22 protein-coding genes are annotated in these 24,763 nt (G+C 67.8%); 15 read left to right on the top strand and 7 right to left on the bottom strand.

Features of this window, described 5'->3' with window-relative positions; genetic code table 11:
- Positions 1-24: 24 nt before the first annotated feature.
- The 10 genes from FBZ88_RS02305 to FBZ88_RS02350 all read left to right on the top strand — a co-directional run bounded on the left by FBZ88_RS02305 (position 25) and on the right by FBZ88_RS02350 (position 11,659).
- Positions 25-846 (top strand): alpha/beta fold hydrolase, encoded by an 822-nt coding sequence (locus FBZ88_RS02305; RefSeq protein ID WP_145615210.1) that lies wholly within the window; start codon positions 25-27, stop codon positions 844-846.
- Positions 847-955: 109 nt separating this feature from the next.
- Entirely contained in the window at positions 956-1,573 is a 618-nt protein-coding gene (locus FBZ88_RS02310) for a helix-turn-helix domain-containing protein (protein ID WP_145615211.1), read from the top strand.
- A gap of 168 nt (positions 1,574-1,741) precedes the next feature.
- Positions 1,742-2,602 carry an alpha/beta fold hydrolase gene (locus FBZ88_RS02315; RefSeq protein WP_145615212.1) on the top strand — a complete coding sequence of 287 codons (861 nt, stop codon included), beginning with the start codon at positions 1,742-1,744 and terminating at the stop codon, positions 2,600-2,602.
- A gap of 39 nt (positions 2,603-2,641) precedes the next feature.
- Positions 2,642-3,502, top strand: a complete 861-nt coding sequence (locus FBZ88_RS02320) for a fumarylacetoacetate hydrolase family protein (RefSeq protein WP_145615213.1) — start codon at positions 2,642-2,644, stop codon at positions 3,500-3,502.
- A 17-nt stretch (positions 3,503-3,519) separates the two neighbouring features.
- Complete coding sequence (locus FBZ88_RS02325; RefSeq protein WP_145615214.1) at positions 3,520-4,506, top strand: C-terminal binding protein; 987 nt, start codon at positions 3,520-3,522, stop codon at positions 4,504-4,506.
- Positions 4,507-4,585: 79 nt separating this feature from the next.
- Positions 4,586-6,322, top strand: coding sequence for a ubiquinone-dependent pyruvate dehydrogenase (gene poxB / locus FBZ88_RS02330; RefSeq protein WP_145615215.1), 1,737 nt, complete (start codon positions 4,586-4,588; stop codon positions 6,320-6,322).
- Between the two features lie 54 nt (positions 6,323-6,376).
- Complete coding sequence (locus FBZ88_RS02335) at positions 6,377-7,900, top strand: FAD-dependent oxidoreductase (RefSeq protein ID WP_145615216.1); 1,524 nt, start codon at positions 6,377-6,379, stop codon at positions 7,898-7,900.
- On the top strand, positions 7,893-8,123 hold the full coding sequence (locus FBZ88_RS02340; RefSeq protein WP_145615217.1) for a DUF2783 domain-containing protein: 231 nt from the start codon (positions 7,893-7,895) through the stop codon (positions 8,121-8,123). The genes FBZ88_RS02335 and FBZ88_RS02340 overlap by 8 nt, the downstream gene beginning before the upstream one ends.
- Positions 8,124-8,194: 71 nt before the next feature.
- Positions 8,195-10,771, top strand: a complete 2,577-nt coding sequence (locus tag FBZ88_RS02345; RefSeq protein ID WP_145615218.1) for an excinuclease ABC subunit UvrA — start codon at positions 8,195-8,197, stop codon at positions 10,769-10,771.
- 39 nt (positions 10,772-10,810) lie between these two features.
- The gene (locus FBZ88_RS02350) at positions 10,811-11,659 is read left to right on the top strand and encodes a CPBP family intramembrane glutamic endopeptidase (protein ID WP_145615219.1); all 849 of its coding nucleotides are present in this window, start codon (positions 10,811-10,813) and stop codon (positions 11,657-11,659) included.
- A gap of 116 nt (positions 11,660-11,775) precedes the next feature.
- Here the strand turns inward: FBZ88_RS02350 and FBZ88_RS02355 are convergent, their stop codons facing one another.
- From FBZ88_RS02355 to FBZ88_RS02375, 5 genes are all read right to left on the bottom strand, one after another.
- Positions 11,776-12,750, bottom strand: a complete 975-nt coding sequence (locus FBZ88_RS02355) for an alpha/beta fold hydrolase (RefSeq protein ID WP_246138457.1) — start codon at positions 12,748-12,750, stop codon at positions 11,776-11,778.
- Between the two features lie 55 nt (positions 12,751-12,805).
- The gene (locus tag FBZ88_RS02360; protein ID WP_211102474.1) at positions 12,806-13,573 is read right to left on the bottom strand and encodes an SDR family oxidoreductase; all 768 of its coding nucleotides are present in this window, start codon (positions 13,571-13,573) and stop codon (positions 12,806-12,808) included.
- Entirely contained in the window at positions 13,570-13,953 is a 384-nt protein-coding gene (locus tag FBZ88_RS02365; protein ID WP_145615220.1) for a nuclear transport factor 2 family protein, read from the bottom strand. Before FBZ88_RS02365 ends, FBZ88_RS02360 begins: the two co-directional genes overlap by 4 nt.
- 89 nt (positions 13,954-14,042) lie before the next feature.
- Positions 14,043-14,903 (bottom strand): alpha/beta fold hydrolase, encoded by an 861-nt coding sequence (locus FBZ88_RS02370; protein ID WP_145615221.1) that lies wholly within the window; start codon positions 14,901-14,903, stop codon positions 14,043-14,045.
- Positions 14,904-14,989: 86 nt separating this feature from the next.
- On the bottom strand, positions 14,990-15,538 hold the full coding sequence (locus tag FBZ88_RS02375; RefSeq protein WP_145615222.1) for a carboxymuconolactone decarboxylase family protein: 549 nt from the start codon (positions 15,536-15,538) through the stop codon (positions 14,990-14,992).
- 120 nt (positions 15,539-15,658) lie between these two features.
- Here FBZ88_RS02375 and FBZ88_RS02380 point away from each other — a divergent pair, with 120 nt between their 5' ends.
- Both FBZ88_RS02380 and FBZ88_RS02385 read left to right on the top strand, forming a co-directional pair.
- Positions 15,659-16,603, top strand: a complete 945-nt coding sequence (locus FBZ88_RS02380; protein ID WP_145615223.1) for a LysR family transcriptional regulator — start codon at positions 15,659-15,661, stop codon at positions 16,601-16,603.
- A 394-nt stretch (positions 16,604-16,997) separates the two neighbouring features.
- Complete coding sequence (locus FBZ88_RS02385; protein WP_186464157.1) at positions 16,998-17,891, top strand: LysR family transcriptional regulator; 894 nt, start codon at positions 16,998-17,000, stop codon at positions 17,889-17,891.
- A 76-nt stretch (positions 17,892-17,967) separates the two neighbouring features.
- On the opposite strand, the gene FBZ88_RS02390 is transcribed toward FBZ88_RS02385, so the two are convergent.
- Positions 17,968-20,331 carry a TonB-dependent receptor gene (locus tag FBZ88_RS02390; protein ID WP_145615225.1) on the bottom strand — a complete coding sequence of 788 codons (2,364 nt, stop codon included), beginning with the start codon at positions 20,329-20,331 and terminating at the stop codon, positions 17,968-17,970.
- Between the two features lie 347 nt (positions 20,332-20,678).
- Between FBZ88_RS02390 and FBZ88_RS02395 the strand changes: the two genes are divergently transcribed.
- From FBZ88_RS02395 to aptA, 3 genes are read left to right on the top strand one after another with little or no spacing between them, the layout of a single operon-like run.
- Positions 20,679-20,936 carry a hypothetical protein gene (locus tag FBZ88_RS02395; protein ID WP_145615226.1) on the top strand — a complete coding sequence of 86 codons (258 nt, stop codon included), beginning with the start codon at positions 20,679-20,681 and terminating at the stop codon, positions 20,934-20,936.
- A complete protein-coding gene (locus tag FBZ88_RS02400; protein WP_145615227.1) occupies positions 20,933-22,381 on the top strand; it encodes a sodium:solute symporter family protein in 1,449 nt (482 codons plus the stop codon). Before FBZ88_RS02395 ends, FBZ88_RS02400 begins: the two co-directional genes overlap by 4 nt.
- Positions 22,382-22,391: 10 nt before the next feature.
- Positions 22,392-23,735, top strand: coding sequence for an omega-aminotransferase AptA (gene aptA / locus FBZ88_RS02405; RefSeq protein WP_211102475.1), 1,344 nt, complete (start codon positions 22,392-22,394; stop codon positions 23,733-23,735).
- 52 nt (positions 23,736-23,787) lie between these two features.
- Here aptA and FBZ88_RS02410 read toward each other — a convergent pair whose 3' ends face one another.
- On the bottom strand, positions 23,788-24,669 hold the full coding sequence (locus tag FBZ88_RS02410; protein WP_145615228.1) for a LysR family transcriptional regulator: 882 nt from the start codon (positions 24,667-24,669) through the stop codon (positions 23,788-23,790).
- Positions 24,670-24,763: the final 94 nt, after the last annotated feature.

Below are 24,763 nucleotides of genomic sequence, written 5' to 3' on the forward strand. Positions count from 1 at the left end.
CCCCATGAAACCGAGGAAGTCCCCATGAGCACCCTGACCCTGCGCGACGGCACCGAGCTCTATTACAAGGACTGGGGCCACGGCCAACCCGTCCTGTTCAGCCACGGCTGGCCGCTGAGCGCCGACATGTGGGAATACCAGATGCTGTACCTGGCGCGGAACGGCTACCGCGCCGTGGCCTTCGACCGCCGGGGTTTCGGCCGGTCCAGCCAGCCATGGGACGGCTATGACTACGACACCCTGGCCGACGACGTCGCGCAGCTGATCGAACACCTGGACCTGAGGGACGTGGTGCTGGTGGGCTTTTCCATGGGCGGGGGCGACATGGTGCGCTATCTCACCCGCCACGGCGCCGGCCGCGTCGCCAAGCTGGCGCTGGTCAGCGCGGTGACACCCTTCTTCCTGAAGACCGACGACAACCCCGAGGGCATGCCGGCCGAAGGCTTCGCGGGCATCCGCGCCGCCATCGCCCAGGACCGGCCCCAGTTCGTCGCGGATTTCAGCGTCCTCTATTTCGGCACCAACCGGCCGGGGGCCGCGGTGTCCAAGGGGATCCTGGACCAGACGCAGCAAATGGCGGCACAGGCGTCCATCAAGGCTACCATCGACTGCGTCACCGCGTTCTCCGAAACCGACTTCCGGCGGGAGATGGCGGACATCCGCCTACCCACCCTGATCATCCACGGAGATGACGACCAGACGGCGCCCATGGGGCCGACCGCGATGGCCACGGCACGCCTGGTCCCCGGGGCCAAGCTGAAGATCTATCCCGGCGCGCCGCATGCCACCTGCACCACCCACAAGGACCAGGTGAACGCCGACCTGCTGGCGTTCCTGAGAAGCTGAGGCCAAAGCGGACGCGGGGGCGGGGTGGCAAACCTAGGTATGGGATGTTCCGGGACGGGCGAAGGGGCACGGTAGCGACGTCAACACGCCCTGCCCAGGAGCCTGTCCCATGCAAGCGCACCTCCAGACCCCGACGCGGCCCGTTTCCTTCCCTTCGCCGCCGCCGGCTCCGCTGCCTCATGCGGCGCCGTGGGACGACCGACGCATCGTCACACTGGTCACCGCCGCCCAGGCGGCGCTGGACCACGACCTGGAACGGGCGCGCGGCTGCCTGGACCAGCTGGCCGCCTTGCTGGAGGGTACGGAAAAGGCTCCGGTGGACGAGGCCATCCTGCTGCCTGCGGCGCGCGCGACCGAGACCGGGGCCAGCAAGGGCGGCCTGGCCCCCTGGCAGTTGCGCTGCGTCATGGGCCATATCCAGGCCAACTTGGCCCGGCCCCTGCCGGTGGATCAGCTGGCCGCCCTGGCCAACCTCAGCACCAACCACTTCACCCGCGCCTTCCGCGCCAGCGTCGGCGAAACGCCGCACACCTATGTGGTGAAGCGCCGCGTGCGCCAGGCCCAGATCCTGATGCTGACCACCGACCAGCCGTTGAGCGAGATCGCCTATGGCTGCGGCATGGCCGACCAGGCCCACCTGACCCGGCTGTTCCGCCAGTTCGTGGGGGAGACCCCGTTGCGCTGGCGGCGCACCTGGCGGCGGCCCACGCACAGCCGGGACAATTGAAGGCGTCCGTTCCGGTTTCCGGCGTCGGTCGCAGCGTTCCGGGCAACGGCCCGCCCTTGCCCGCCTAACCTTCAAACCACCGGTACCTCCAACAAGACCGGCACCCGTCCACGAGGGAAAGATCGGGGTCATCCACACCACTGACGGCGATGGAGCGCACCCCGACCCATGACCCAGAAACGCTACACCCTGCAAGCCAACGGCATCCGCCAGTTCGTGGTGGAGGCTGGCGACGGCCCGCCTGTCATCCTGCTGCACGGCTTCCCCGAAACCAATTACGCCTGGCGGTTCCAGATTCCCGTCCTGGCGGAACGCTACCGCGTCATCGCCCCCGACCTGCGGGGATACGGTGAGACGGACAAGCCGGCCGCCGGCTATGACAAGCGCACCATGGCCCGCGACATCGTCGAGCTGATGCGGGCGCTGGACATTCCTAAGGTCGCCCTGGTGGGCCACGACCGCGGGGCCCGCGTCGCCACCCGTTTCGCCAAGGACCACCCGCATCTGGTGGACAGGCTGGTGGTGATGGACAACGTGCCCACCCGCATCGTGGCGCGGGACCTGAACGCCGCCATCGCCAAGTCCTACTGGTTTTTCCTGTTCCACTTGGTGCCAGACCTGCCGGAGGCGCTGATCGCGGGGCGGGAGCATATCTGGCTGCGCCACTTCTTCTCGGACTGGACCTTCGACCCCAGTGCCATCTCGGGCGAGGCGTTCGACACCTATGTCCGGGCCTATCAGGCGCCCGGCGCCGTGCGCGGCGCCATGGCCGACTACCGCGCCAACGCGGAGGACTTGGCCCAGGACCGGGCCGACGCCGACGTCAAGATCGCCTGCCCCGTGCTGTCCCTGTGGGGCAACGATTTCCATGCCGTGGGCAAGCTGTTCGACATGGCCAAGGTCTGGGCCGAGATGGCCGACGACCTGGTGACCGTCCCCATCCCCGACTGCGGCCACCTGCCCCAGGAGGAACGGCCGGCGGTGGTGAACACGCTGCTGCTGGACTTCCTAGCCCCCTGGAAGGGCTGAAGCCCCGCCCATCCCCCAACGCGATAAGGACGACATCCCATGAAACTGGCACGCATCGGCGCGCCTGGCCGGGAGCGGCCGGCCCTGGTGGACTCCGCCGGCCGCCTGCGCGACCTCGGCGCCCACATCAGCGACATCACCCCCACCGCCCTGGCGCCAGCCGAACTGGCGCGGCTGAAGGCGCTGGACCCCGACAGCCTGCCCCTGGTCTCCGACCAGGACGCGCGCCTTGGCCCCCCCGTGGCCGGCGTCGGCAAGATCGTCTGCATCGGCCTGAACTACACTGACCACGCCGCAGAGGTGGGCCTGCCTCTGCCGGTGGAACCCACCATCTTCATGAAGGGCTGCCACCCCACCGGCGCCAACGATCCCGTGACCCTGCCCCAGGGCGCCGAGAAGGGCGACTGGGAAGTTGAGCTGGGCATCGTCATCGGCCAAGGCGGCCTGTACATCGACGAGGCCCGGGCCCTGGATCACGTCGCCGGATTCTGCCTGGTCAACGACCTGTCGGAACGGTCCTACCAGATGGACCACGGCGGGCAGTGGACCAAGGGCAAAAGCTTTCCCGGCTTCGCCCCCATGGGGCCCTGGCTGGTGACCCCGGATGACCTGCCCGGGTATGCCGAGGCGCCGCTTTGGCTGGAGGTCAACGGCCATCGTTACCAAAACGGCAACACCCGCAACCTTGTGTTCGGCGTGCCGGCCATCGTCAGCTACGTCTCGCGCTTCTTCCGGCTGGAGCCGGGCGATCTCATCGCCACCGGCACGCCCGCCGGGGTGGGCCTGGGGCAGAAGCCGCCCGTGTTCCTGAAACCCGGCGACGTGGTGACCCTGGGCCTGGGGGGCCTGGGCTCCCAGCGCCAGGAAATCCGCGCCTGGCCGGCCGGCCGGCCCACCTGATCCAAGGGGACGACATCATGAGCCGACTGAAAGTCGTGATATCCGATTATGTCTGGGACAGCGTGGACGTGGAGCGTCGCATCCTGGGCCCCAACGTCGATGTGGTGGCCCTGCGCACCAAGACGGAGGATGAATTCCTGGAAGCGGCAGCCGACTGCGACGCCCTGCTGAACACCTATGCCGGGCCCATCACCGCCAAGGCCATGGCCCGTATGGACCGCTGCAAGATCATCGCCCGCTACGGCATCGGTGTGGACACCATAGACCTGGACGCTGCCACCGACGCCGGCATCATCGTCACCAACAACCCGACCTACTGCGTGGAAGAGGTGGCGGACCACACCGTGGCCCTGCTGCTGAGCGCCGCGCGCAAGACGGCGCTGCTGGACCGCAGCGTGCGCGGCGGCCGCTGGGACGTGATGGCGGCCGCGCCGATGCGCCGCCTGTCCACCCAGACGCTGGGCCTGGTGGGCTTCGGCAACATCGCCCGCCGGGTGGCCGCCCGCCTGGCCGCGTTCGGCATGGCCGTACTGTGGTACGACCCCTTCGTCCAGGCCGGGCAATTCGACGCGCCGGGGGAGAAGGTGGACTTCGACACCCTGTTGGCCCGGGCCGATTTCGTCTCCATCCACAGCCCGCTGCTGCCGGAAACGCGCGGCCTGTTCAACGACGCCGCGTTCGCCAAGATGCGCCCCGGCGCCATCCTGGTGAATTGCGCCCGGGGCGCGGTGGTGGACCAGGACGCCCTGGTCCGCGCGCTGGACGCCGGACGCCTGGCGGGCGCGGCGCTGGACACCACGGTGCCGGAACCGCTGCCGGCGGAGCACCCCTTGCGCGGCCGCGACACCGTCATCCTCAACCCGCACGCCGCCTGGTACTCGGTCGAGGCCTTCGCCGAGCTGCAGAGCGGTGCGCCGGGCGAGGTCGCCCGGGTGCTGCGGGGCGAGATGCCCTTGCACGTCGTGAACCGCAAGGTCCTGGGCCGGTCGCGCGCCGGCCTGTGACGAACCGCCCCCCCGGGGGAACCCCTGCCCCCCGGGGTCCGTTTGCCCCTGACCCGCCCTCATGAGGAGACTGCCGCCCATGTCCATGACCGTTGCCGACCAATTCGCCGCCACGCTGGCCGCCGCCGGTGTCAAACGCATCTATGGGGTCGTGGGCGACAGCCTGAACGGCCTGACCGACGCCCTGCGCCGGCGGGGCGACATCACATGGATCCCCGTGCGGCATGAGGAGGTGGCGGCCTTCGCCGCCAGCGCCGACGCCCACCTGACGGGCACCATCGCCGTCTGCGCCGGCAGCTGCGGGCCGGGCAACCTGCACCTGATCAACGGGCTGTTCGACTGCCACCGGTCCCGCGTGCCCGTGCTGGCCATCGCCGCCCACATCCCCTCGCCCGAGATCGGATCCGGCTATTTCCAGGAAACCCATCCCCAGGACCTGTTCCGGGAATGCAGCCATTATTGCGAGCTGGTGTCCGATCCCGCCCAGATGCCGCGCAGCCTGGAAATCGCCATCCGCACCGCCATCGGCGAGCAGGGTGTTTCCGTCGTCGTCATCCCCGGCGACGTCGCCTTGAAGGAAGCGGTGACGGAGGTGCGGCCCAAACCCGCCGGTCTGGTGCCCAAGCCGCCCCTGGTGGTGCCGGCGGACGCGGAGTTGGACGCCCTGGCCGATCTGCTGAACCGCAGCGGCCGCGTCACCCTGCTGTGCGGCTCGGGCTGCGCCGGCGCCCATGACGCCGTGGTGGCGCTGGCGGAGGCGCTGAAGGCCCCCGTCGTCCATGCCCTGAAAGGCAAGGAGCATGTGGAGTATGACAATCCCTATGACGTGGGCATGACCGGCCTGATCGGCTTTTCCTCCGGCTATTACGCCATGCTGGATACCGACATGCTGCTGATGCTGGGCACGGACTTCCCCTATCGCCAGTTTTATCCCAAGGGCGCGGGTGTCGCGGTGGCACAGGTCGACATCCGCCCCGGCCAACTGGGCCGCAGGGCATCGCTGGATCTGGGCGTGGTGGGCGATGTCGGCGCCACCGTGCGCGCCCTGCTGCCTCGCCTGGCCCCGAAGACGGACGCCGCCCATCTGGAAAAGGCGGTAAAACACTACCAGCGCGCACGGGCAGACCTGGACGCCCTTGCCACCCCTGGCGCCGGCCACGGCGTCATCCATCCGCAGCAGGTGGCCAAGGCCGTCAGCGACCTGGCGGCCGAGGACGCCGTCTTTACCTTCGACGTCGGCCTGCCCACGGTGTGGGCCGCGCGCTACCTGGCCATGAACGGCCGGCGGCGCCTGATCGGTTCCCTCTGGCATGGGTCCATGGCCAACGCCATGCCCATGGCGCTGGGCGCCCAGGCGGCTTTCCCCGGCCGGCAGGTGGTGTCCCTGTCCGGCGACGGCGGCTTCACCATGCTGATGGGGGATTTGCTGACCTTCAAGCAGCGGGGGCTGCCGGCCAAGATCATCGTCTTCAACAACGGCGCCCTGGGCTTCATCGAAGTGGAGCAGAAGTCCACCGGCTTCCTGCCCTTCGGCACCGGCCTGGACAACCCCAACTTCGCCGCGCTGGCGGAGGCGGTGGGCATCAAGGGCATCCGCCTTGAACGCCCGTATGAGGTGGAACCCGGCCTGCGCGAGGCCTTCGCCCATGATGGCCCCGTGCTGGTGGACGCCGTGGTGGCGCGCACCGAGTTGCCCATTCCGCCGGCCATCAACGTCGAAATGGCCAAGGGCTTCACCCTGTACATGCTGAAGGCGGTGATGAGCGGCCGGGGCGACGAGCTGGTGGACCTGGCCAAGACCAACCTCTGGCGGTAAGGCCTTTGCCCGCCTCCCCCGGGCGTCTACAGTGCGTCCGGGGGGGATTGGGGAATGGACCGGAACGAGAGGCGCCCGCCGGTCGTCGTCGTGGGCGCCGGACCGGTGGGCTTGGCGGTCGCCATCGACCTGGCTCTGAGGGGCGTGGCGACCGTGGTGCTGGACGACAATGACCGGTTGCCCGTGGGCTCCCGCGCCATCTGCTGGGCCAAGCGCACGCTGGAGATCTTCAACCGGCTGGGTGTCGCCGGGCCCATGGTGGACCGGGGTGTCACCTGGAAGGTAGGGCGCCTGTTCCATGGTCCCCGCCAGGTCTACGCCTTCGACCTGCTGCCGGAGGATGGGCACCGCATGCCGGCCTTCATCAACCTGCCCCAGCATGAGGTGGAGCGTCTGCTGGTGGCGCGCTGCGCCGACTTCCCCGACCTGATCGACCTGCGCTGGCGCCACCGGGTGGTGGCCGTCACGCCGGCGGACGCGGGTGTGGCCGTGCGGGTGGAGGCGCCCGACGGCGCCTATGACCTGGCAGCGGACTATTTGATTGCCTGCGACGGCGCCAAGTCGCCGGTGCGCGGCCTGCTGGGCCTGGATTTCGCCGGCCAGGCCTTTGAGGAGCGCTTCCTCATCGCCGATGTGGAGATGAAGGCCGATTTCCCGGCGGAGCGCTGGTTCTGGTTCGAGCCGCCCTTCCACGCCGGCCAGTCCGCCCTGCTGCACAAGCAGCCCGACGACATCTACCGCATCGACCTGCAACTGGGCCCCGATGCCGATCCGGCGGAGGAAATGCGGCCGGAGCGCATCATCCCCCGCGTCCGCGCCATGGTGGGTGACCGTCCCTTCCGCCTGGTCTGGACCTCCGTCTACACCTTCCAGTGCCGGCGGCTGGCACGCTTCAGGCACGGGCGGGTGATCTTCGCCGGCGACAGCGCCCATGTCGTCTCCCCCTTTGGTGCCCGGGGCGGCAATGGCGGCATCCAGGATGCGGACAACCTGGCCTGGAAGCTGGCCCTGGTGATCCAAGGCCGGGCGCCGGCCGCCCTGCTGGACAGTTACGATGACGAGCGCGGCCGGGGCGCGGACGAGAACATCCTGAACTCGGCCCGCTCCACCACCTTCATGACACCCAAGAGCGCCATGGAACGCCTGTTCCGCCAGGCGGTGCTGGACCTGGCGGCCGACCATGCCTTCGCCCGCCGCCTGGTCAATTCCGGCCGCCTGTCCCTGCCCTGTTCCCTGGCCGGCCAGTCGCTGCAGACCCCAGCCGGGCCCGGCGCCCCCGGTCTGCTGGCCCCTGGCGTACCCTGCCCCGACGCGCCGCTGGATGACGGCTTCCTGCTGGACCATCTGGGGCGGGGATTCATCCTGCTGGCGGTGGGCGACACGGTGGTCCCGGCGGAAACGGGCCTGCCCTTGCTGCGGCTGCCGGCCGGCGGCCTGGCGGCCCAGCGCTACGGCACCGGCGCGCTTTATCTCATCAGGCCCGACCAGCATGTCGCCGCCCGGTTCCCCGCCGGGGTCGCCGCCACCGCCATCCGCCGCGCCCACCGGCGCGCCCTGGGAGAACCCGCCCATGACTGACACCGATCGCTTGGCCGATGATCGCCTGGCCCAAGACCGTTTAGGGGGCCGGGGTGACGACATCTACGCCGCCCTGCTGGCCGCGCACGAGGGCCTGGCGTTCGAGGCCAGCGCCGCCCTGAACGCCCGCCTGGTCCTGCTGCTGGCCAACGCCGTGGGTGACGTGCCCCTGGTGCTGGCCGCCATCGGACGGGCACGAACGGCGGCGCCCGACCAAGGTTGAATGCCACGGGCCGGCCGGCTGTGGCACCTTGGCCCCTAGCCCGGGACCTGGCCCGGCGCGAGGAGGCATGGATGCACGACCGTCATGATCCCGAAGACGCCGCCGACAAGGACACGGCCAAGGTTGGCTTCGTCCGGGTGCGGGGTGCACGGGAGCATAATCTGAAGAATGTCGACGTGGACATTCCGCGCGATGCCTTGGTGGTGTTCACCGGCGTCTCCGGTTCCGGTAAATCCTCCCTGGCCTTCAGCACCCTCTATGCCGAGGCGCAGCGCCGTTACCTGGAATCGGTGTCGCCCTACGCCCGCCGCCTGTTCCACCAGATGAGCGTGCCAGACGTGGATGCCATCGAGGGGCTGCCGCCGGCCGTGGCCCTGCAGCAGCAGCGCGGGTCACCCACCGCGCGCTCCTCCGTCGGCAGCGTCACCACCCTGTCCAACCTCCTGCGCATGCTGTACTCCCGCGCCGGCGACTATCCGCCGGGCCAGCCCCTGCTGGAAGCGGAAGCCTTTTCCGCCAACACGCCGGAGGGGGCCTGCCCCACCTGCCATGGCCTGGGCCGGGTGCATGAGGTGACGGAGGCCAGCATGGTGCCCGACCCGTCGCTGACCATACGCGAGCGGGCGGTGGCGGCCTGGCCCACCGCCTGGGGCGGGCAGAACCTGCGCGACATCCTGATCACCCTGGGCATCGACGTCGACACGCCCTGGCGCGACCTGCCGCGCGAGACGCGCGACTGGATCCTGTTCACCGAGGAACAGCCCGAGGTGCCGGTCTATCCCGGCTTCAGCGTGGCGGAGGTGCGGGAGGCCATCCGGCGCAAGCTGCCACCCAACTACATGGGCACCTTCTCCAGCGCGCGCCGCCACGTCATGCACAGCTTCGCCACCACCCACAGCGCCATGATGAAAAAGCGCGCGGCCAGCTTCATGGTCAGCAGCCCCTGCCCCACCTGCGCCGGCCGCCGCCTGCGGCCGGAATCGCTGTCGGTGACCTTCGAAGGCCTGGACATCGCGGCCATGGGCCAGCTGCAGCTGAAGCGCATAGCGTCCCTGTTCGCCGCCTATGCCGGCGATGGCTCGGAGCGGCTGGAGGAATTGCGCCGGACGCGGCCGGAAACGGCCATCGTCATCGCCCGCATCGCCGCCGACCTATGCCGGCGTCTGGCCGTGCTGTTGGACCTGGGCCTGGGCTACCTGACGCTGGAGCGCAGCACGCCCACCCTGTCGCCGGGGGAATTGCAGCGCCTGCGCCTGGCGACCCAGGTCGTCTCCACCCTGTTCGGCGTGGTCTATGTGATGGATGAGCCGTCAGCGGGCCTGCACCCGGCTGACACCCAGGCGCTGCTGCGGGCACTGGACGGGCTGAAGGCCGTGGGCAATTCCCTGTTCGTGGTCGAGCACGACCTGGACGTGGTGCGCCATGCCGACTGGATCGTCGATGTCGGCCCTGCGGCCGGTGAGGGCGGCGGGCGCATCCTGTACAGCGGGCCGCCCAAAGGGCTGCGCCGCGTGGCGGCCTCCGAAACCGCCCGCCATCTGTTCGCGCCAGACCACGGCCAGCGGCGGACACCGCGGGAACCCCAGGGCTGGCTGCGCCTGGCCGATGTCACCCGCAACAACCTGACCAACCTGAACTGCGCCTTCCCGCTGGGCGTCATGACCACCGTCACCGGCATCTCCGGCTCCGGCAAGTCCAGTCTGGTCAGCCAGGCGCTGGTCGACCTGGTGGGCAAGGCCCTGGGCGCGCCGGTGGCGGTGGAGGAGCCGCCGGCCGACGCCGAGGCCATGCTGGAACAGGAACCGGTGGCCGAGACCGAGGGCCGCATCGAAGGCGGGCCCAAGGACGCGCTGGGCGGCATCAAGCGCCTGATCCGGGTGGACCAGAAGCCCATCGGCCGCACGCCCCGGTCCAACCTGGCGACATACACCGGCCTGCTGGACCATGTGCGCACCCTGTTCGCGGAGACGCCCGAGGCCAAGCGGCGGCGTTACGATGCCGGCCGCTTCTCCTTCAACGTGGCCAAGGGGCGCTGCCCCCGCTGCGAGGGCGAGGGCTTCGTCATGGTGGAGCTGCTGTTCCTGCCCAGCGTCTACGCCCCCTGCCCCGTCTGCCACGGCACCCGCTACAACGCCCAGACGCTGGAGATCACCTATCGCGGCAAGACCATCGCGGACGTCCTGGGCCTGACGGTGGCGGCGGCATCCGACTTCTTTCATGACGTACCGGCCATCCAACGGTCGCTGACGGTGCTGCGTGCCGTGGGGCTGGATTATCTGCGGCTGGGGCAGCCGGCCACCGAGTTCTCCGGCGGGGAAGCGCAGCGTATCAAGCTGGCGACGGAACTGCAGCGGGCCCAGCGGGGCGGCGCCCTTTATGTGCTGGATGAGCCCACCACGGGCCTGCATCCCACGGATGTGGAGCGGCTGGTGGCCCAGTTGGACGCCCTGGTCGCGGCCGGCAACACGGTGGTGGTGGTGGACCACGACATGGGCGTGGCGGCGGCCAGCGACTGGGTGATCGACATCGGCCCCGGCGCCGGCGACGAGGGCGGGCGCGTGGTGGCGGCCGGGGTGCCGGCTGTGGTGGCGGCATCGCCCGACAGCCGCACGGCGCCCCACTTGCGGCCCTTCCTGCGCTTGGGTTAGGGAAGGCCGAGCCGCCCCGCCACTCAAGACCGGACGCCGATGACCACCCTTCCCTGGATTGCCCTGGCGCTGGCCACGGCCGCCGCCTGGACGGATCGTTCCCGCCTCTGGGCCTTGGGGGCCCTGGCCATGGGCTACGCGGCGGCGGCCGTGAATGGGCAGCTGGGCTGGCCGGCGGGCGGGGCCTTGGCCTTGCTGGGTCTTGCGGCCTGGGCGGTGGGGCCGCACCGCCCACCCTTGGTCCGGTCCCTGGGTCACGGCCTGTTCCTGGCGCTGGTCGTCGCCTTGTCGGCCCATCTGTGGCCGGGTTTTCACAACCCGCGCGCCCTGGGGCCGGCGCGCATCACGCCAGATGCCGTGCCCTTCAGCCTCTACCTGAACCTGGACAAGCCGCTGGCGGGCCTGTGGCTGCTGATGGTGATGCCGGCGATCCGCGATCTGCGGCCGCCGCGTGCCACGCTGACCGCGGCGGCCGCAGGCTGGCTGGGCGCCTCGGTCGCCTGCCTGACGGCGGCCCTGGCGCTGGGCGCCGTCGCCTGGGCACCGAAATACCCGGCCGGCGCCGGCCTCTGGCTGGTCGACAACCTGGCCTTCGTGACCGTGGCGGAGGAGGCGCTGTTCCGCGGCTACATCCAGGGCGGACTGACGCGTCTGCTGGAACGCCGGCCCTGGGGACGGACGGCCGCCCTGCTGGCGGCCTCGGCCCTGTTCGGGCTGGCCCACCTGGGCGGCGGCCCGCGCTGGGTGGTGCTGGGCACCATAGCCGGCGCCGGCTATGGCCTGGCCTACCGCCGGGGCGGGTTGCCGGCGGCCATCCTGGCCCACGTGGGCCTGAACGCCACCCACTTCTTCCTGTTCACCTACCCCATGCTGCATGCGGCGGTATGACCGCCGGCCGCCAGGCGAGGTCACACGGTCGCCTGACACCGATCAAGGTCACGTCCCATCGCCTGGTGTAGTAGGCGATGGAGGCCTACTTCAGTGCCTGTCCGCAGCAGACGGCGTCATCCTGGATGTCCGGCCAGGAAGTTCAGGATCAGGCGCGCGATCTCATCCGTCTGTTCGTCGAGCGCGAAATGCCCGGCATCCAGCAGGTGCACCTCCGCGTCGGGAAGGTCCTTCTTGAACGCCGTGGCTCCCGGCGCGATGAACGACGGATCGTTGGCGCCCCACGCGACGAGGGTCGGAGGCTTATGCTCGCGAAGCCATGCCTGCCACTGCGGGTAGGCCGCGACGTTGGTCCGATAATCGTAGAGCAATGCCGATTGGATTTCGCGCTGGCCAGGCTTCGACAGGTGCGCGAACTCGTCCGTCCAGGTATCCGGATTGTAGCGCTCCGGATGGGTGCTCCCCGCCGTGTGACGCAGCTCCGTCGCCTCGAACGACAGGAAGGCGTCAACCACCTCCGGATGGCCTTCAGGATCGGCCCAATATTGGGCAATCTTGGACCATTTCGTGCCCAGCCCTTCCTGATAGGCATTGCCGTTCTGGGTGATGAGCGCCTGCAGCCGTTCCGGATGCGCCACCATCATCCGAAATCCCACCGGCGCGCCATAGTCGTGGATGTAGAGGCTGTAGCGGTCGATCTCAAGGTCTGTCAGAAGGTCATTCATCACCCCCGCGAGATGGTCGAACGTGTAGGCGTAAGCCGACGCCGCTGGCGCATCGCTTTGCCCGAAGCCCGGAAAATCAGGCGCGATCACGTGATAACGAGGGGCCAGCAAAGGGATCAGCGTGTCGAACTCGCGAGACGACGACGGAAAGCCGTGCAGCAGCACGATTGTCGGCGCATTCCTCGGCCCGGCCTCACGATAAAAGATTCCGACGCCGTCGACCTTCACACGGTGATAGCTGGTGGTCGACGCCGTCGATTCCAGCGGTGCCGCAGACGCCGGCGCAGCCATGGCCAGCGTTGCGACGGCAACGGCCGCCACCCTCAACAGACGGGCTTTGATGTGAGCGAATAATATTCTGGTCATTGTAAATCTCCATGCGACGCATGTTTGCGTCATCGTCGGCGCTCTGAAACCAGGTTCAGACGACTTTCGTCTCGCCACCATCGACCCGCAGCGCCGTCCCGGTCATCCAATGGCTTTCCGGCGCGAACAGAAAGGCGATGGCGTTGGCGATATCGTCAGGCTCGCCGTAACGGGCGATGCCCATTTCGGCGGCGAATTTTTCAGCCGCCGCCTCAAGCGGCAGCCCATGCCTGTCGGCATAACCTTGCAACATGGTCCGCCGGCGGCCGGTCATCACCGAACCCGGCAGGATCGAGTTCACCTGGACGCCGTCCTTGATCCCGCTGTCGGCAAAAGCCTTGGCAAGTGCCACGATCGCCGCGTTGATGGTGCCAACCGCCGCAAGCGATGCCTTCGGGGTATAGGCCGACGCGCCCGAGGTGATCGCCACCGAACCCCGCGACGCTTTCAGCGCATCCCACGCCGAGAGAGTCAGGCGACGGGCGGAGTGGAACTTCAGCGCAAGGCCGTCGTCCCACTGTTCGTCGGTCAGAGCGAAGAGGTCCGCCTGGGCAACCGCCCCGGCGATGCAGGCCAACGCATCGATGCGACCGAAGCGGTCAAGCGTGGCCCGGATGACCGACGCACAAGCCTCCGGTGTCCGCAAATCCCGTGGGAGCGCCAGGGGCTCGGCACCCGCCGAGCGAACGATGTCGGCGGTCTCGGCCAAAGTATCGGCCGATCGCGCGACGATGGTGACCGCCTCGAAATCCCGCGCGAGACGGATGGCCGTGGCGCGACCGATGCCCCGGCTCGCGCCCGTGACGATGGCAACGCGGCTCATGATCGAGCCCCTTCCACCGCAAGCGTGTCGATATACTGGCGGAACCGGACGATCAGCCCGTCCCGGACGGTCCATACGTGGGCATAGCGGGCCCGAGCTTCCTTGCCGGTCGTTCCATGGACGCCGGTAAAGTCGCCGAGCGAGACGACGGTGTCGCCATCGACGATGAACTCCGTCGAAACCAGGGAATGCCGCGGCCATTCGGCGACGAGCGGCTTGATGATGCCGTCAACGACACCGACCACCCCGGGGCCCGTGACCTTATAGTGCCACATGGTGATCCACTCGATGGTTGGAGCGATCAGGTCGAGAACACCGGCCACATCGCCGGCGCCAAGCTTTTCGTAAAAGCCGCGGATGGTTTCAGCGGGGTTTTTCATGTCGGCCTCCTGGTGCCGGCCTTGGTGTTGCCGGCTGTTGAGCAAGCCTCGGGCGTCACCGCAGCGACGCCCGGGGTGTGGTCGCGGCCTCAGCCGACGTGCTTGACGAGGAATTCGCGCATTGCCGCGCCGATCTCGGCGGCGTGGGTCTCCAGGGCGAAGTGTCCGCTATCGACGAACCGGACATCGGCCGAGGGGACGTCGCGCTTGAAGGCCTCGGCGCCGGGCGGAATGAAGAACGGGTCGTTCTTGCCCCAGACCGCAAGGACCGGCGGCTGATGCGTGCGCAGATAGGCCTGGATGGTGTCGTACAGCGCGACGTTCCCCTGGTAATCGAGGAGCAGGTCGAGCTGGATCTCGTCGTTGCCCGGGCGCGCCAGGTAGAAGTCGTCGAGAGTGCGGCCATCCGGCGAGACCAGGCTCGGGTCGGCGACACCGTGCGTATACTGGAACAGGGTCGTTTGCGGCGCGAGGAAGCCACGCAGGGCATCGCGATTGGCTGGGGTCGGATCTTTCCAGTAGGCCTGGATCGGCGCGAAGGCTTCCGACACGCCTTCCAGATAAGTGTTGCCGTTCTGCGTGATGATCGCGGTGATGCGCTCCGGGTGTTCGACCGCCAGCCGGAAACCGACCGGCGCGCCATAGTCGAAGACGTAGATCGCGAACTTGGCGAGGCCAATCACCTCGGTGAAACGGCCGATGACCTTGGCGAGGTTCTGGAAGGTGTAGTCGAATTTGTCGCGTGACGGCTGCTCCGTCTGCCCGAAACCCGGCAGATCCGGCGCAACGACATGGTATTGGCCGGCGAGTTCCGGGATCAGGTCCCTGAACATGTGGCTGGCGCTGGGGAAGCCGTGCAGAAGCAGAACCGTTGGCCGGGTCGCATCGCCGGCTTCGCGGTAAAAGACCTTGAGGCCGTCCACGTCGGTGGTCTTGAATTGAACAGTCATTGCACTTCTCCTTGTTCGAGGGCGTGAGCCAGGGTTCGCCGACGCGTGTCAGCGCCGGCGGTGTTGAATTCCAAATGATTGAGCGGTCAGGTCGGCCGGCGGGTGCCGACCTTGGGGAAATCGATTTCCGTCTTCAGGGCTTCATTGATGAAGTTGGTGAAGACGTTGAGAGCGACATGCGCAACGATTTCAACGATCTCCGCATCCGAGTATCCCGCCCGCTTGACGTCATCGACATCGCGCTCGGTGACATGCCCGCGCTCGCGCGCCAGCTTCTTTGCAAAGCGCAGAGCCGCATCCACCGTGATGTCGTTCGAGGCGCCGTTCCTGTTCGCCGTGATCTCGGCATCATCCAGCAACCCGGCCCTGCGGGTCCGGTAGGTTTGCGCCGAAAGGCAATAGTCACAGCCATTCACCTCAGCCACCGTGAGCGCGATACGCTCGGTGACCAGGCCGTCCAGTGCGCCGCCCTGAAGCGTGGCCTGGAAGCCCAGCACGGCCTCAAGCGCCGCCGGGCTGTTGGAAACCACCCGGTAGAAATTCGGTATCGCCCCAAGCCGCTGATCCACCTCGGCGAGCAGTGGCCGCGACCGCGCCGGCGCTTCCTCCACGGTGGGGGTCGGTATCCGCGCCATGGGCTCTGCCTCCTGATCAACTCGGCTGTGATCTGCCTGTGGGAAAAGAATTATCGCCTTCCACATTCCCACAGTAGACAGTAGGTTTGGAACCCAGGCTTCCGTTATGTGAGAGGATTGATGGATCGGTTCGAGGCAATGCGTACCCTGGTGGCCGCCGTGGATGGCGGAAGTCTATCGGCCGCGTCGCGGACCCTGAACATTCCCCTGCCCACTGTCAGCCGGCGCGTCTCGGACCTGGAGACCATGCTCGGATCGCAACTGGTGGTGCGCACAAGCCGAAAGCTGCTTCTGACCGAAGCCGGATCGGCCTATGTCGCCTCGGCCCGGCGCGTTCTGGAAGAACTGGCCGAGGCGGAACGTGCCGCGTCGGGCGAATACCGGGCGCCACGGGGCGAACTGCTGGTCACCGCCCCGATCATGTTCGGCAAGATGCACGTCGCGCCGATCATTCACGACTTCCTCAGCGCCTATCCGGAGGTGACCGTCAGGCTGGCGCTGACGGATGGCGTCGTCGATCTGATCGAGTCACACGTCGACGTCGCCGTGCGGCTGGGCAATCTTCCCGACAGCACGCTGGTGGCCAAACGCGTGGGCGAAGTCCGCTGGGTAACCTGCGCCAGCCCAGACTACATCGCCCGCCATGGCGCCCCCTCGTCTCCGGAAGAGCTGAGCAATCACGCATGCATCGCCTATGAGGGGCTGAAACTTTGGCGAGATTGGACCTTCGCGGGCCCGCGCGGCGAGCAAACCACGATCATCCGCCCGCGCTATTCCGTGAACACGGCAGACGCCATCATCGCGGGAGCGGCCGCCGGCATCGGCATCGCCTACATCATCTCCTACCAAGCGGCTGACAGCGTTCGCGACGGTGTTCTCGTACCGGTTCTCTCGGAATGGGCGCCGCCACCCTTTCCCGTGCAGATCGTGTATGCGCCGCGTCCGCATCAGCCGCTAAAGCTCAAGGCGTTCCTCGACTTCGTCGCGCCACGCCTGCAGCAGCGGCTACGAACCGTAGGACAGGTGTTCGAAGCGGAACAGGCGCGGGTCGAGGTTCCGGTTTAAGCAACAGACTGTGAACCGGCGCCGAAAGGAAGCCCCAGGCTTGTTCGCGCTCGACAGCCTGACAAATCAGCAGAAAGTGTATTGAGGGCGGGGCCCGACCGGCGCCGGTCAGGATCCGGTTCTTTGTCACTTCTTCAGCTGTTTCAACACATTGCGTCTCTTTTCCCAAGAGGCCCACTTCGATGCCAGTCCACAGTCATGCCGCCCGATGCCGCTTGACTTCCCAGGGCCGAAGCCGACATCGTCAGGGTTAACACCTGTGGGGGGTGGCGGGCCGGAGACCGGCTTGACGCCTGAATCCGCAGGAAAAAATAGGAAACAGGTGCACGTGTGTTTCCCAGCTGGACGCGCGGGTGCCCTGGTGAAGGCAGGTGGGGCAAGGCTGGGCGGCGACATGCGTTTGAAGGCGCTGGAGGTTTTTGTCGAGTTGGGCGAGGCGGAATCCTTCCGTCAGCTGGCCCGTGCGCACGGGGTGAAGGCCAGCGCCATCAGCCGCCAGATCGAGGCGCTTGAATACTATTTCCGCACGGAGCTTTTCGACCGCAACGCCGAAGGGATCACGCTGACCGAGTCCGGCCGGCTGCTGCTGGGGTATGCGCGCACCATCCTGGCCAACGTGCGCGAGGCGCGCGCGGCGACGGACGAACTGCGGGGGCTGGAGCGCGGCAACGTGACCATCTATGCCGCCGGCGCCCCGGCGGCCGGCATCCTGGCGCGCGTGGTGGCGGATCTGCACGTCCAGTACCCGGGCCTGCTTTTCCACATCGAGACGGCGAGCGCCAGCAACGTGTTCGACGCGGTGGAAAGCGGCAAGGCCGACCTGGGCCTGACCATGTTCTCGCCTGAGACCAGCAAGGTCGAAATCCGTCTGAGCAGCTATGTCGAGCACAAGATCATCGTGGCGCCCGGGCACCCGCTGGCCGGGGAGGAACGCGTGTCGCTGCGCCAGCTGGCCAGCGTGCCGCTGGTGCTGGCGGGGGCCAGCCACGGGTCGCGCATGCGGCTGAACCAGATGGCGCGCGAAGCCCACGTGACGCTGGAACCGGTCTTCGAGAGCAGTTCCGTCGAGGTCCACAAGGAACTGGCCTTGCGCAAGGTGGCGGCGCTGGTGCTGCCCCTGATGTGCTGCCAGCGCGAGATCGAGACGGGACAGCTGATCGCGCTGCCCTTTGAGGAGCGCGACGCGATGATCACCACGGTGGACCTTTGCTGCGCCCGCGGCCGGCGCCTGTCCTTCGCCGCGCGCAAGCTGTCGGCCGCCATCGGCCACGCGCTGGAGGGCGCCTGAACGCGGCCTTGCCGGAGACGAAGGAGGGGGGCCGGACGCACCGGCCCCCCTCCTTCGCCCCCTGCCCCGGCCCCGGTCAGTAGGTGACCGAGAAGCGCATGCCCCAGGTGGCGGGCTCGCCGGCCAGCGCGATGTTGTTGCCCGCGACGAAGAAGTTGCGGGTCACGTCATACCGCTTGTCGAAGATGTTCTTCCCGAAAAGCTTCAGGCTCCAGCGGTCGTCCTTGGGCGCCAGGGTCATGCTGGCGTCCACCAGCGTGTAGCCGGCCACGTTGTAAAGCGAACCGAAGATGGAGTTGTAGGTGCTGCGGCTTGAATAGGACATGTCCGTCGTCAATCCATAGTCACCCAGGTTCCAGAGATAGGAAACCGACCCGTTCGAGGTGAACTTGGGCGCGAACTCGGTCTCGCCGGCCCGGTCGGTCGGCACGCCGACATAGATCCCGCCCACCTTCACCGCGGTGCCGATGGTGGAGAACTCGTCGAACGAGCCCTTGGCCAGGGCCAGCGATTCATTGATGCGCAGGTTCTTGATCGGCTCCCAGATGAAGTCGGCCTCGCCACCGTACAGATGGGACTTTGGCGCGTTGATGATGGAACCGACCAGGCCCGTCAGCGGGTTGACCACCGCCGACTGCACCTGCTGGTCGCGATAATCATAATAGAAGGCCGAAATATTGAAGCGCAGGTGATATTCCGGCACCGCCAGCTTGTTGCCGATCTCATAGGCAAAGATCGTTTCCGGCTTGAAAGGTGTGGTGGAGGTCTGGGCGACGTTCGAGTTGTAGGCGGTGAAGCCGCCCGACTTGATGCCCCGGCTGAACGAGACGTAGGCCATGTCGTCGTCGGTGAAGCGGTACTGGAGTTCCGCCTTGCCCGACGGTTCCAGGAAATCGGTGTCGCGATAGGGCACGACGTTGCCGGGGTTGGTGACGACGCCGTTGTTGACGTAAAAGGCGTCGAAGTCGCGCAGTTCGCGCTTCTCGTATTCCAGGCGCAGGCCGCCGGTCAGGCTGAGCTTGTCGGTCAGGTCGTAGGTCACCTGGCCGAAGGCGCTGCCCGTATTCACCGTCTGGCCATAGGTGACGTTGCGGTCGAAGCCGTTCAGTTCGTAGTAGCCGGTGGCGTAGCGGTCGTGCAGGACTTGGTTGGCATAATACAGGCCCGTCACCCAGTGCCAGTCCTGGTCCCCGGTCGAGGTGAGGCGCAGCTCATTGGCGGCCACGTTGGCGCGGGTATCGAAATAGACATCGCCCGTGCTGCGGGGTGAGCCGTCGAAATTGTCGTATTCCTGCCGCGTGGCGTGGTCGAAGCTGGCCAGGTCGGTCAGGGTGGCGAACTCGAAGTCCCAGTCGGCCCGCACGCTGGTGCCAACCGTGTCGATGTGGGAGAAGGGCTTGGTGGTGGGCGAGATGCCGATTTCCGAGGCGAACTGCGGCGTCGTGCCCCATCCCGTGGCGTCGCGCGCGGTATCGGCCGGGTAGACCGGATACTGGCTGGGGTATTTGGCGTTGAGCGCCGTCAGCGGGGAGAGGAGATAGGTGCCCGCCGCGTCGGAGCGGTCACGGCTCCAGTGAAAGTTCAGGCCCACACGCAGGTTGGAACCGCTGTCGTAATCCAACAACGCGCGCAACGCCTGCCTGTCCGCGTCGCCCAGCGCCTCACCGGTGTCGCGGTTATGCTGCCAGGCGCCCCCTTCCTGCACCTGTCCCGCGACGCGAAAGGCGAGCTTGTTGTTCAACGGGCCGGAGACGAAGGCATCCGACGTCACGGCGTCGAAGCTGCCGTACTGGACCGCCACGCCGGCCGTCATCTCCTTGGTCGGCTTGTTCATGATGTAGTTGATGGCGCCGCCCGTGGTGTTGCGGCCATAGAGCGTGCCCTGGGGCCCGCGCAGCACCTCGACGCGCGACACGTCGAACATGGCGCCGTTGCTGGCGAAGGGGACGGGGTAGGCCACTTCATCGACATAGATGCCCACCGCCGGCGCATTATTGCTGGCGTAGTCGTTGAAGCCCACGCCGCGGATCTGGTAGGCGGGCTGGCCGCTGCCGAACTGGGGCGTCACCTGCAGCGACGGCGTTAGGTATTGCAGGTCGTAAACGTTCTGGACATTGCGGTCGACCAGGTCGCTGCCCGTCACGACGTCGATCGAGGTGCCCACCCGCTGGGCGTTCTCCAGACGGCGGTTGGCTGTCACCAGGATGGTCTGCACGTCGATTTCTTCCAGCCCGGCCCCCTTGTCGGCGGCCTGCTCCGCCGCTGGCGCCTGGTCGGCCGCCCGGGCGGCATTGCCCGCCAGGGCCAGCAGCAGCGCCAGCGCCGTGCCGGTGCGCAGCGCCGCCCGGTCCAATCCCGTGCTTCTTCCTTTGCCGGGCACGCCGCCACGGAAGTCATCGCGCCACGGATGGGCGCCCTTATCAAGGACAAGCCTGCTCATCTGTCATCCCCAAACATGAATGGTCATAGGGGGGCTCCCCCTCTCTCAACCAGGGCGCTTCGCTGTTTTCTCGCGATTTATGCGCCGTACCTAACCTGTTCGCATTCATGCTGCTGCAACGCACAATCGGGTGAAAGCACTTTAAGGCGGTCACCCTGTCGCATTTTCCGGGGCACGTCCTCCGGCGGTAACCCCCCTGCAATGCCGGCCGATTTGCGCGACACCCTGTCCCGCAGGAGGTGCTAGGCGGCGGCGGGCGGGCACGGCATCCTTCGAACATGGGCCGGCGTCCCTTCGCGGGTGCCCGCGTGGAGGTCGCCCCCAAACCAAACCGGAAGGAGCCCCGCATGGCGGAAAAACGGACAGAGGACGGGCTGGGCAGGGACATGCCGCGATCGGGTTTGGCGTTGTTGGCGCTGGGCCTGCCGGTCACCCTGCTCTTTGGGTTGACGCTGTGGGCGCCCTTCGCCTCGGTCACGTTCCTGGGCATCCGGGGTTCGATCTGGTGCCTGTTCGCCTGCGCGCCGGCCACCAGCCTGTGCCTTCTGGCCTGCAACCGTCTTTTCGGCGCCCAGGGAAAGGGCCAGGGGGAGGGGAAACCATGATCCCGGCCTTCGTCACGATCATCGCCGCCTCCCTGCTGCTGGCGCTGTTTTCCAAGCGCGGGCACGCCCATCAGGGTGCGAAGGAATTCTTCACCGCCTCCGGACAATTCGGCGCCGTCCTGTTCTTTTTCCTGTCGGTAGGGGAAACGTACAGCGTGACCAGCATGCTGGGCTTCCCCGGCGGGGTCTATGCCAAGGGCGGCGACTTCATCACCTGGTTCTTCGGCTACATCCTGTTGGCGGCCCCGGTGTTGTATTGCGTGGGGCCGGTCATCTGGCGGGCCGGCGTCCTCTACGGCGCCGCCACGATCCCCGATTTCTTCCGCAGCCATTTCGACAGCCGCGCCCTGGAGCTGGTGATGGCCGGCTCCGCCATCCTGCTGCTGGTGCCGGTGGGAACCACGCAGTTCATGGGGCTGAAGATCGTGCTGGCCTCCCTGGGACTGCCGGTGGCGCCGGTGGTGCTGCTGGCGCTGGCGGGGGGCATGGCCTTCCTCTACGTGATCATCGCCGGGCTGCGCGCCTCCGCCTTCGTCGCCATCCTGAAGGACGTGCTGATGCTGTCGGCGATCCTGCTGGTCAGCGGCGTGGCCATCGCCCACTGGCACATCGATGGCGGGCAGGCCGGTGGTGGGCAGGTCGGCGGCGCGGCGGCATTGGCAGCATCCGCCCAGGCCGGCAGCGACCATAAGGGCCTCGTCTTCGCCCTATCGACCATGGTGCTGCAGGCGGCGGGCTTCGCCATGATCCCGCAAACCTGGGCCTTCCTGTTCTCCGCCCGCGACCCCGGCGCCATCCGCAGGGCGCAGGTGGTTTCGCCGCTGTACCTGCTGCTTTTTCCCCTGCTTATGTGCGTGGCCTACTTCGCCCGGTTCCATGGCCTGCAACCGCCGCAGCCGGACTTCGTGTTCATCACCACCGCCCAGGCGCTGCTGCCGGAATGGGTGGTGGGCGTGGTACTGGCCACGATCACGCTTTCGGGCCTGGTGCTGCTCAGCAGCGTGTGCCTGGCCATCAGTCCCCTGGTTACCCGCAACATCGTCTCAGGCCTGACCGAGGCCGGTCAGCGGCGCTGGGCCAAGGTCGTCACCGCGCTCTACATCCTGCTGTCCATCATCGGCACCGAGGTATCGGGCAAATTTATCGTAACCCTCAACAACATCTTCTATTTCGGCATCGCCCAGTCGCTGCCCGCCTTCTTCGCCGCGCTGTTCCTGCCGCGCGTCAGGGCCAGCGCGGTGATCCTGGGCATGGCGGCGGGGTACGCCACCGCCTTCTGGATTTACCTGGCCGCCGTCGACGTGGGCGGCCTCAACGCCGGGCTGGTGGGGCTGGTGCTCAATACCGCCGTCATGCTCACCGCCGCGGCCCTGCACCCGCGCCGGCAGGCTGCCACCCTGCTGACGCGCCTGCGCGCGGCCCCTTCCCTTCCTTCACATGACTAGGATCCTGAGAATGCTTGAAGATGTCGCCGGCAGCCCGCCGCTGCGGAGCAACGAGGCCGACCTGTCCACCTTCTGGATGCCGTTCACCAACAACCGCTTTTTCAAGAAGAACCCACGCCTGCTGGCCAGCGCCAGCGGCATGACCTACCGCACGCCCGACGGGGCGGAGATCCTGGACGGCACGGCGGGCCTGTGGTGCGTCAACGCCGGCCACGCCCGGGCGGAAATCGTGGACGCCATCGCCCGGCAGGCCGCCACGCTCGACTTCGCCCCCACGTTCCAGCTGGCCCACCCGCAGGCCTTCGAGCTGGCCAGCCGGCTGTCGGCCATCATGCCGGCCGGGCTGGACCGTATCTTCTTCACCAATTCCGGTTCGGAGTCCGCCGATACCTCGCTCAAGATCGCATTGGCCTATCACCTGGCCCGGGGCCAAGGCGGCCGGAACCGGCTCATCGGCCGGGCGCGCGGGTACCATGGCACCAATTTCGGCGGCATGGCGGTGGGCGGCATCGGCGGCAACCGCAAGGGGTTCCAGACGCAGCTGCCGGGGGTGGACCATCTTTCCCACACGTATCGGCCGGCGGACGCCTTCACCCGCGGCCAGCCGGCCGGCGGCGCCGCGATGGCCGACGAGCTGGAGGCGCTGATCGCCCTGCACGGGGCGCACACCATCGCGGCGGTCATCGTGGAGCCGGTGGCCGGTTCGACCGGCGTGCTGGTGCCACCGGTCGGCTATCTGGAACGCCTGCGCGAGATCACGCGCGCCCACGGCATCCTGCTGATCTTCGACGAGGTCATCACCGGCTTCGGCCGGGTGGGGGCGGCCACGGCGTCCGAACGGTTCGGGGTCACGCCGGACCTGCTCAACATGGCCAAGGGCATCACCAACGGCACCGTGCCGATGGGCGCGGTCGCCGTCTCGCGCGACGTCCACGACACCATCGTGAACAGTGCCGAGCCGGGCATCGAGCTTTTCCACGGCTATACCTACTCGGCCCATCCCGTGGCCACGGCAGCGGCGCTGGCCACGCTGGAGATCTATGAGCGTGACGGGCTGTTCGCCCACGCTCGGGCGCTGGAAGACCATTGGGAAACGGCCGCCCATTCCCTGCGGGGGGCGCCCCATGTGGTCGACGTGCGCAATTTCGGCCTCATGGCCGGCATCGAACTGGCCCCCCGCCCCGGCGCCCCCGGCGCGCGGGCGATGGAGGTGTTCCACCGCTGCTTCGATGAGGGGGTACTGGTGCGTGTCACGGGCGACATCATCGCGCTGTCGCCGCCGCTGATCGTCACACCGGCGCAGATCGCCCGCATTTTCGAACAGATCGGCAAGGTTCTGACCGACCTCGCCTGACATCGTAGAGGCCCGCTGGTCCCAACGGCAGAGCGCCGCCGGGACCAGCGTTTCAGAACTGCGGGCGATAGCGTTCGATCAGCTCGTCCAGGAACTCCACCACCGCACGCACCCGCGGCTGGTGCTGGTGATCGACGTGGAACACCAGCCAGTAGCTGCGCTTCACCTCCACCTCCGGCAGCACCCGCACCAGGCGCGCATCGGCCTCGGCCGCGAAGGCGTGCAGCAGGCCCAGCCCCAGCCCCGCGGCCACCGCCCCCTGCTGCGCGGAAATGGACGTGGACCGGAACACCGGCCGGGCATCGGGGATCACCTCGTTGAGGTAGAGCAGCTCGGGATCGTCGATCTTCTCGTCCATGTACCAGACGAAGGGATGCCGGCGCAGCTCCGCCCGGCTGGCGACGGGGCCGTGCTCCGCCAGGTAGTCCGCCGACGAATAGAGACACAGGCGGAAATCCACCAGCCGCCGTGCAAAAACGCGCCCCTTGGGCGGGCGGTTGAGCACGATGGCGATGTCGGCCTCATGATTGGCCAGGCTGACCTGCCGCGGCTCGGGCGCGAGGTCCAGCCGCAGATCCGGATAGCGCCGGTGGAACTCCGCGACATGCGGGGCCACGATGGCCATGCCGAAGGCCTCCGGGGTGGCGATGCGCACCACGCCCGACGGTGCCGCCCCCCGGGGCCCCAGACGCGCCACCGCCGCCTCCATCTCGCTTTCCATGCGCTCGGCATGGGGCAGCAGCAGGCGCCCCGCCTCCGTCAATGTCACGCCGCGCGGCGAACGGTCGAACAGCCGCACGTCCAGCGCCGCCTCCAGCGCGCCGAGCCGGCGGGCGATGGTCGTATGATCCACGCCGACCGCCTTGCCGGCCGCGACGAGGCGCCCGCTGCGGGCCACGGCCAGGAATAAGTGCACGTCGTCCCAGTCCGGCATAGGCATATTCGCCCAACAGTTTCTCGATAATGCGCATTTTTCCACATATGCCCGGTCTTTATCCTATCCTCAAGTTGAAAGCCGCCGCTGGCTC

Source organism: Nitrospirillum bahiense (assembly GCF_007828025.1).
Taxonomy (GTDB): Bacteria; Pseudomonadota; Alphaproteobacteria; order Azospirillales; family Azospirillaceae; genus Nitrospirillum; species Nitrospirillum amazonense.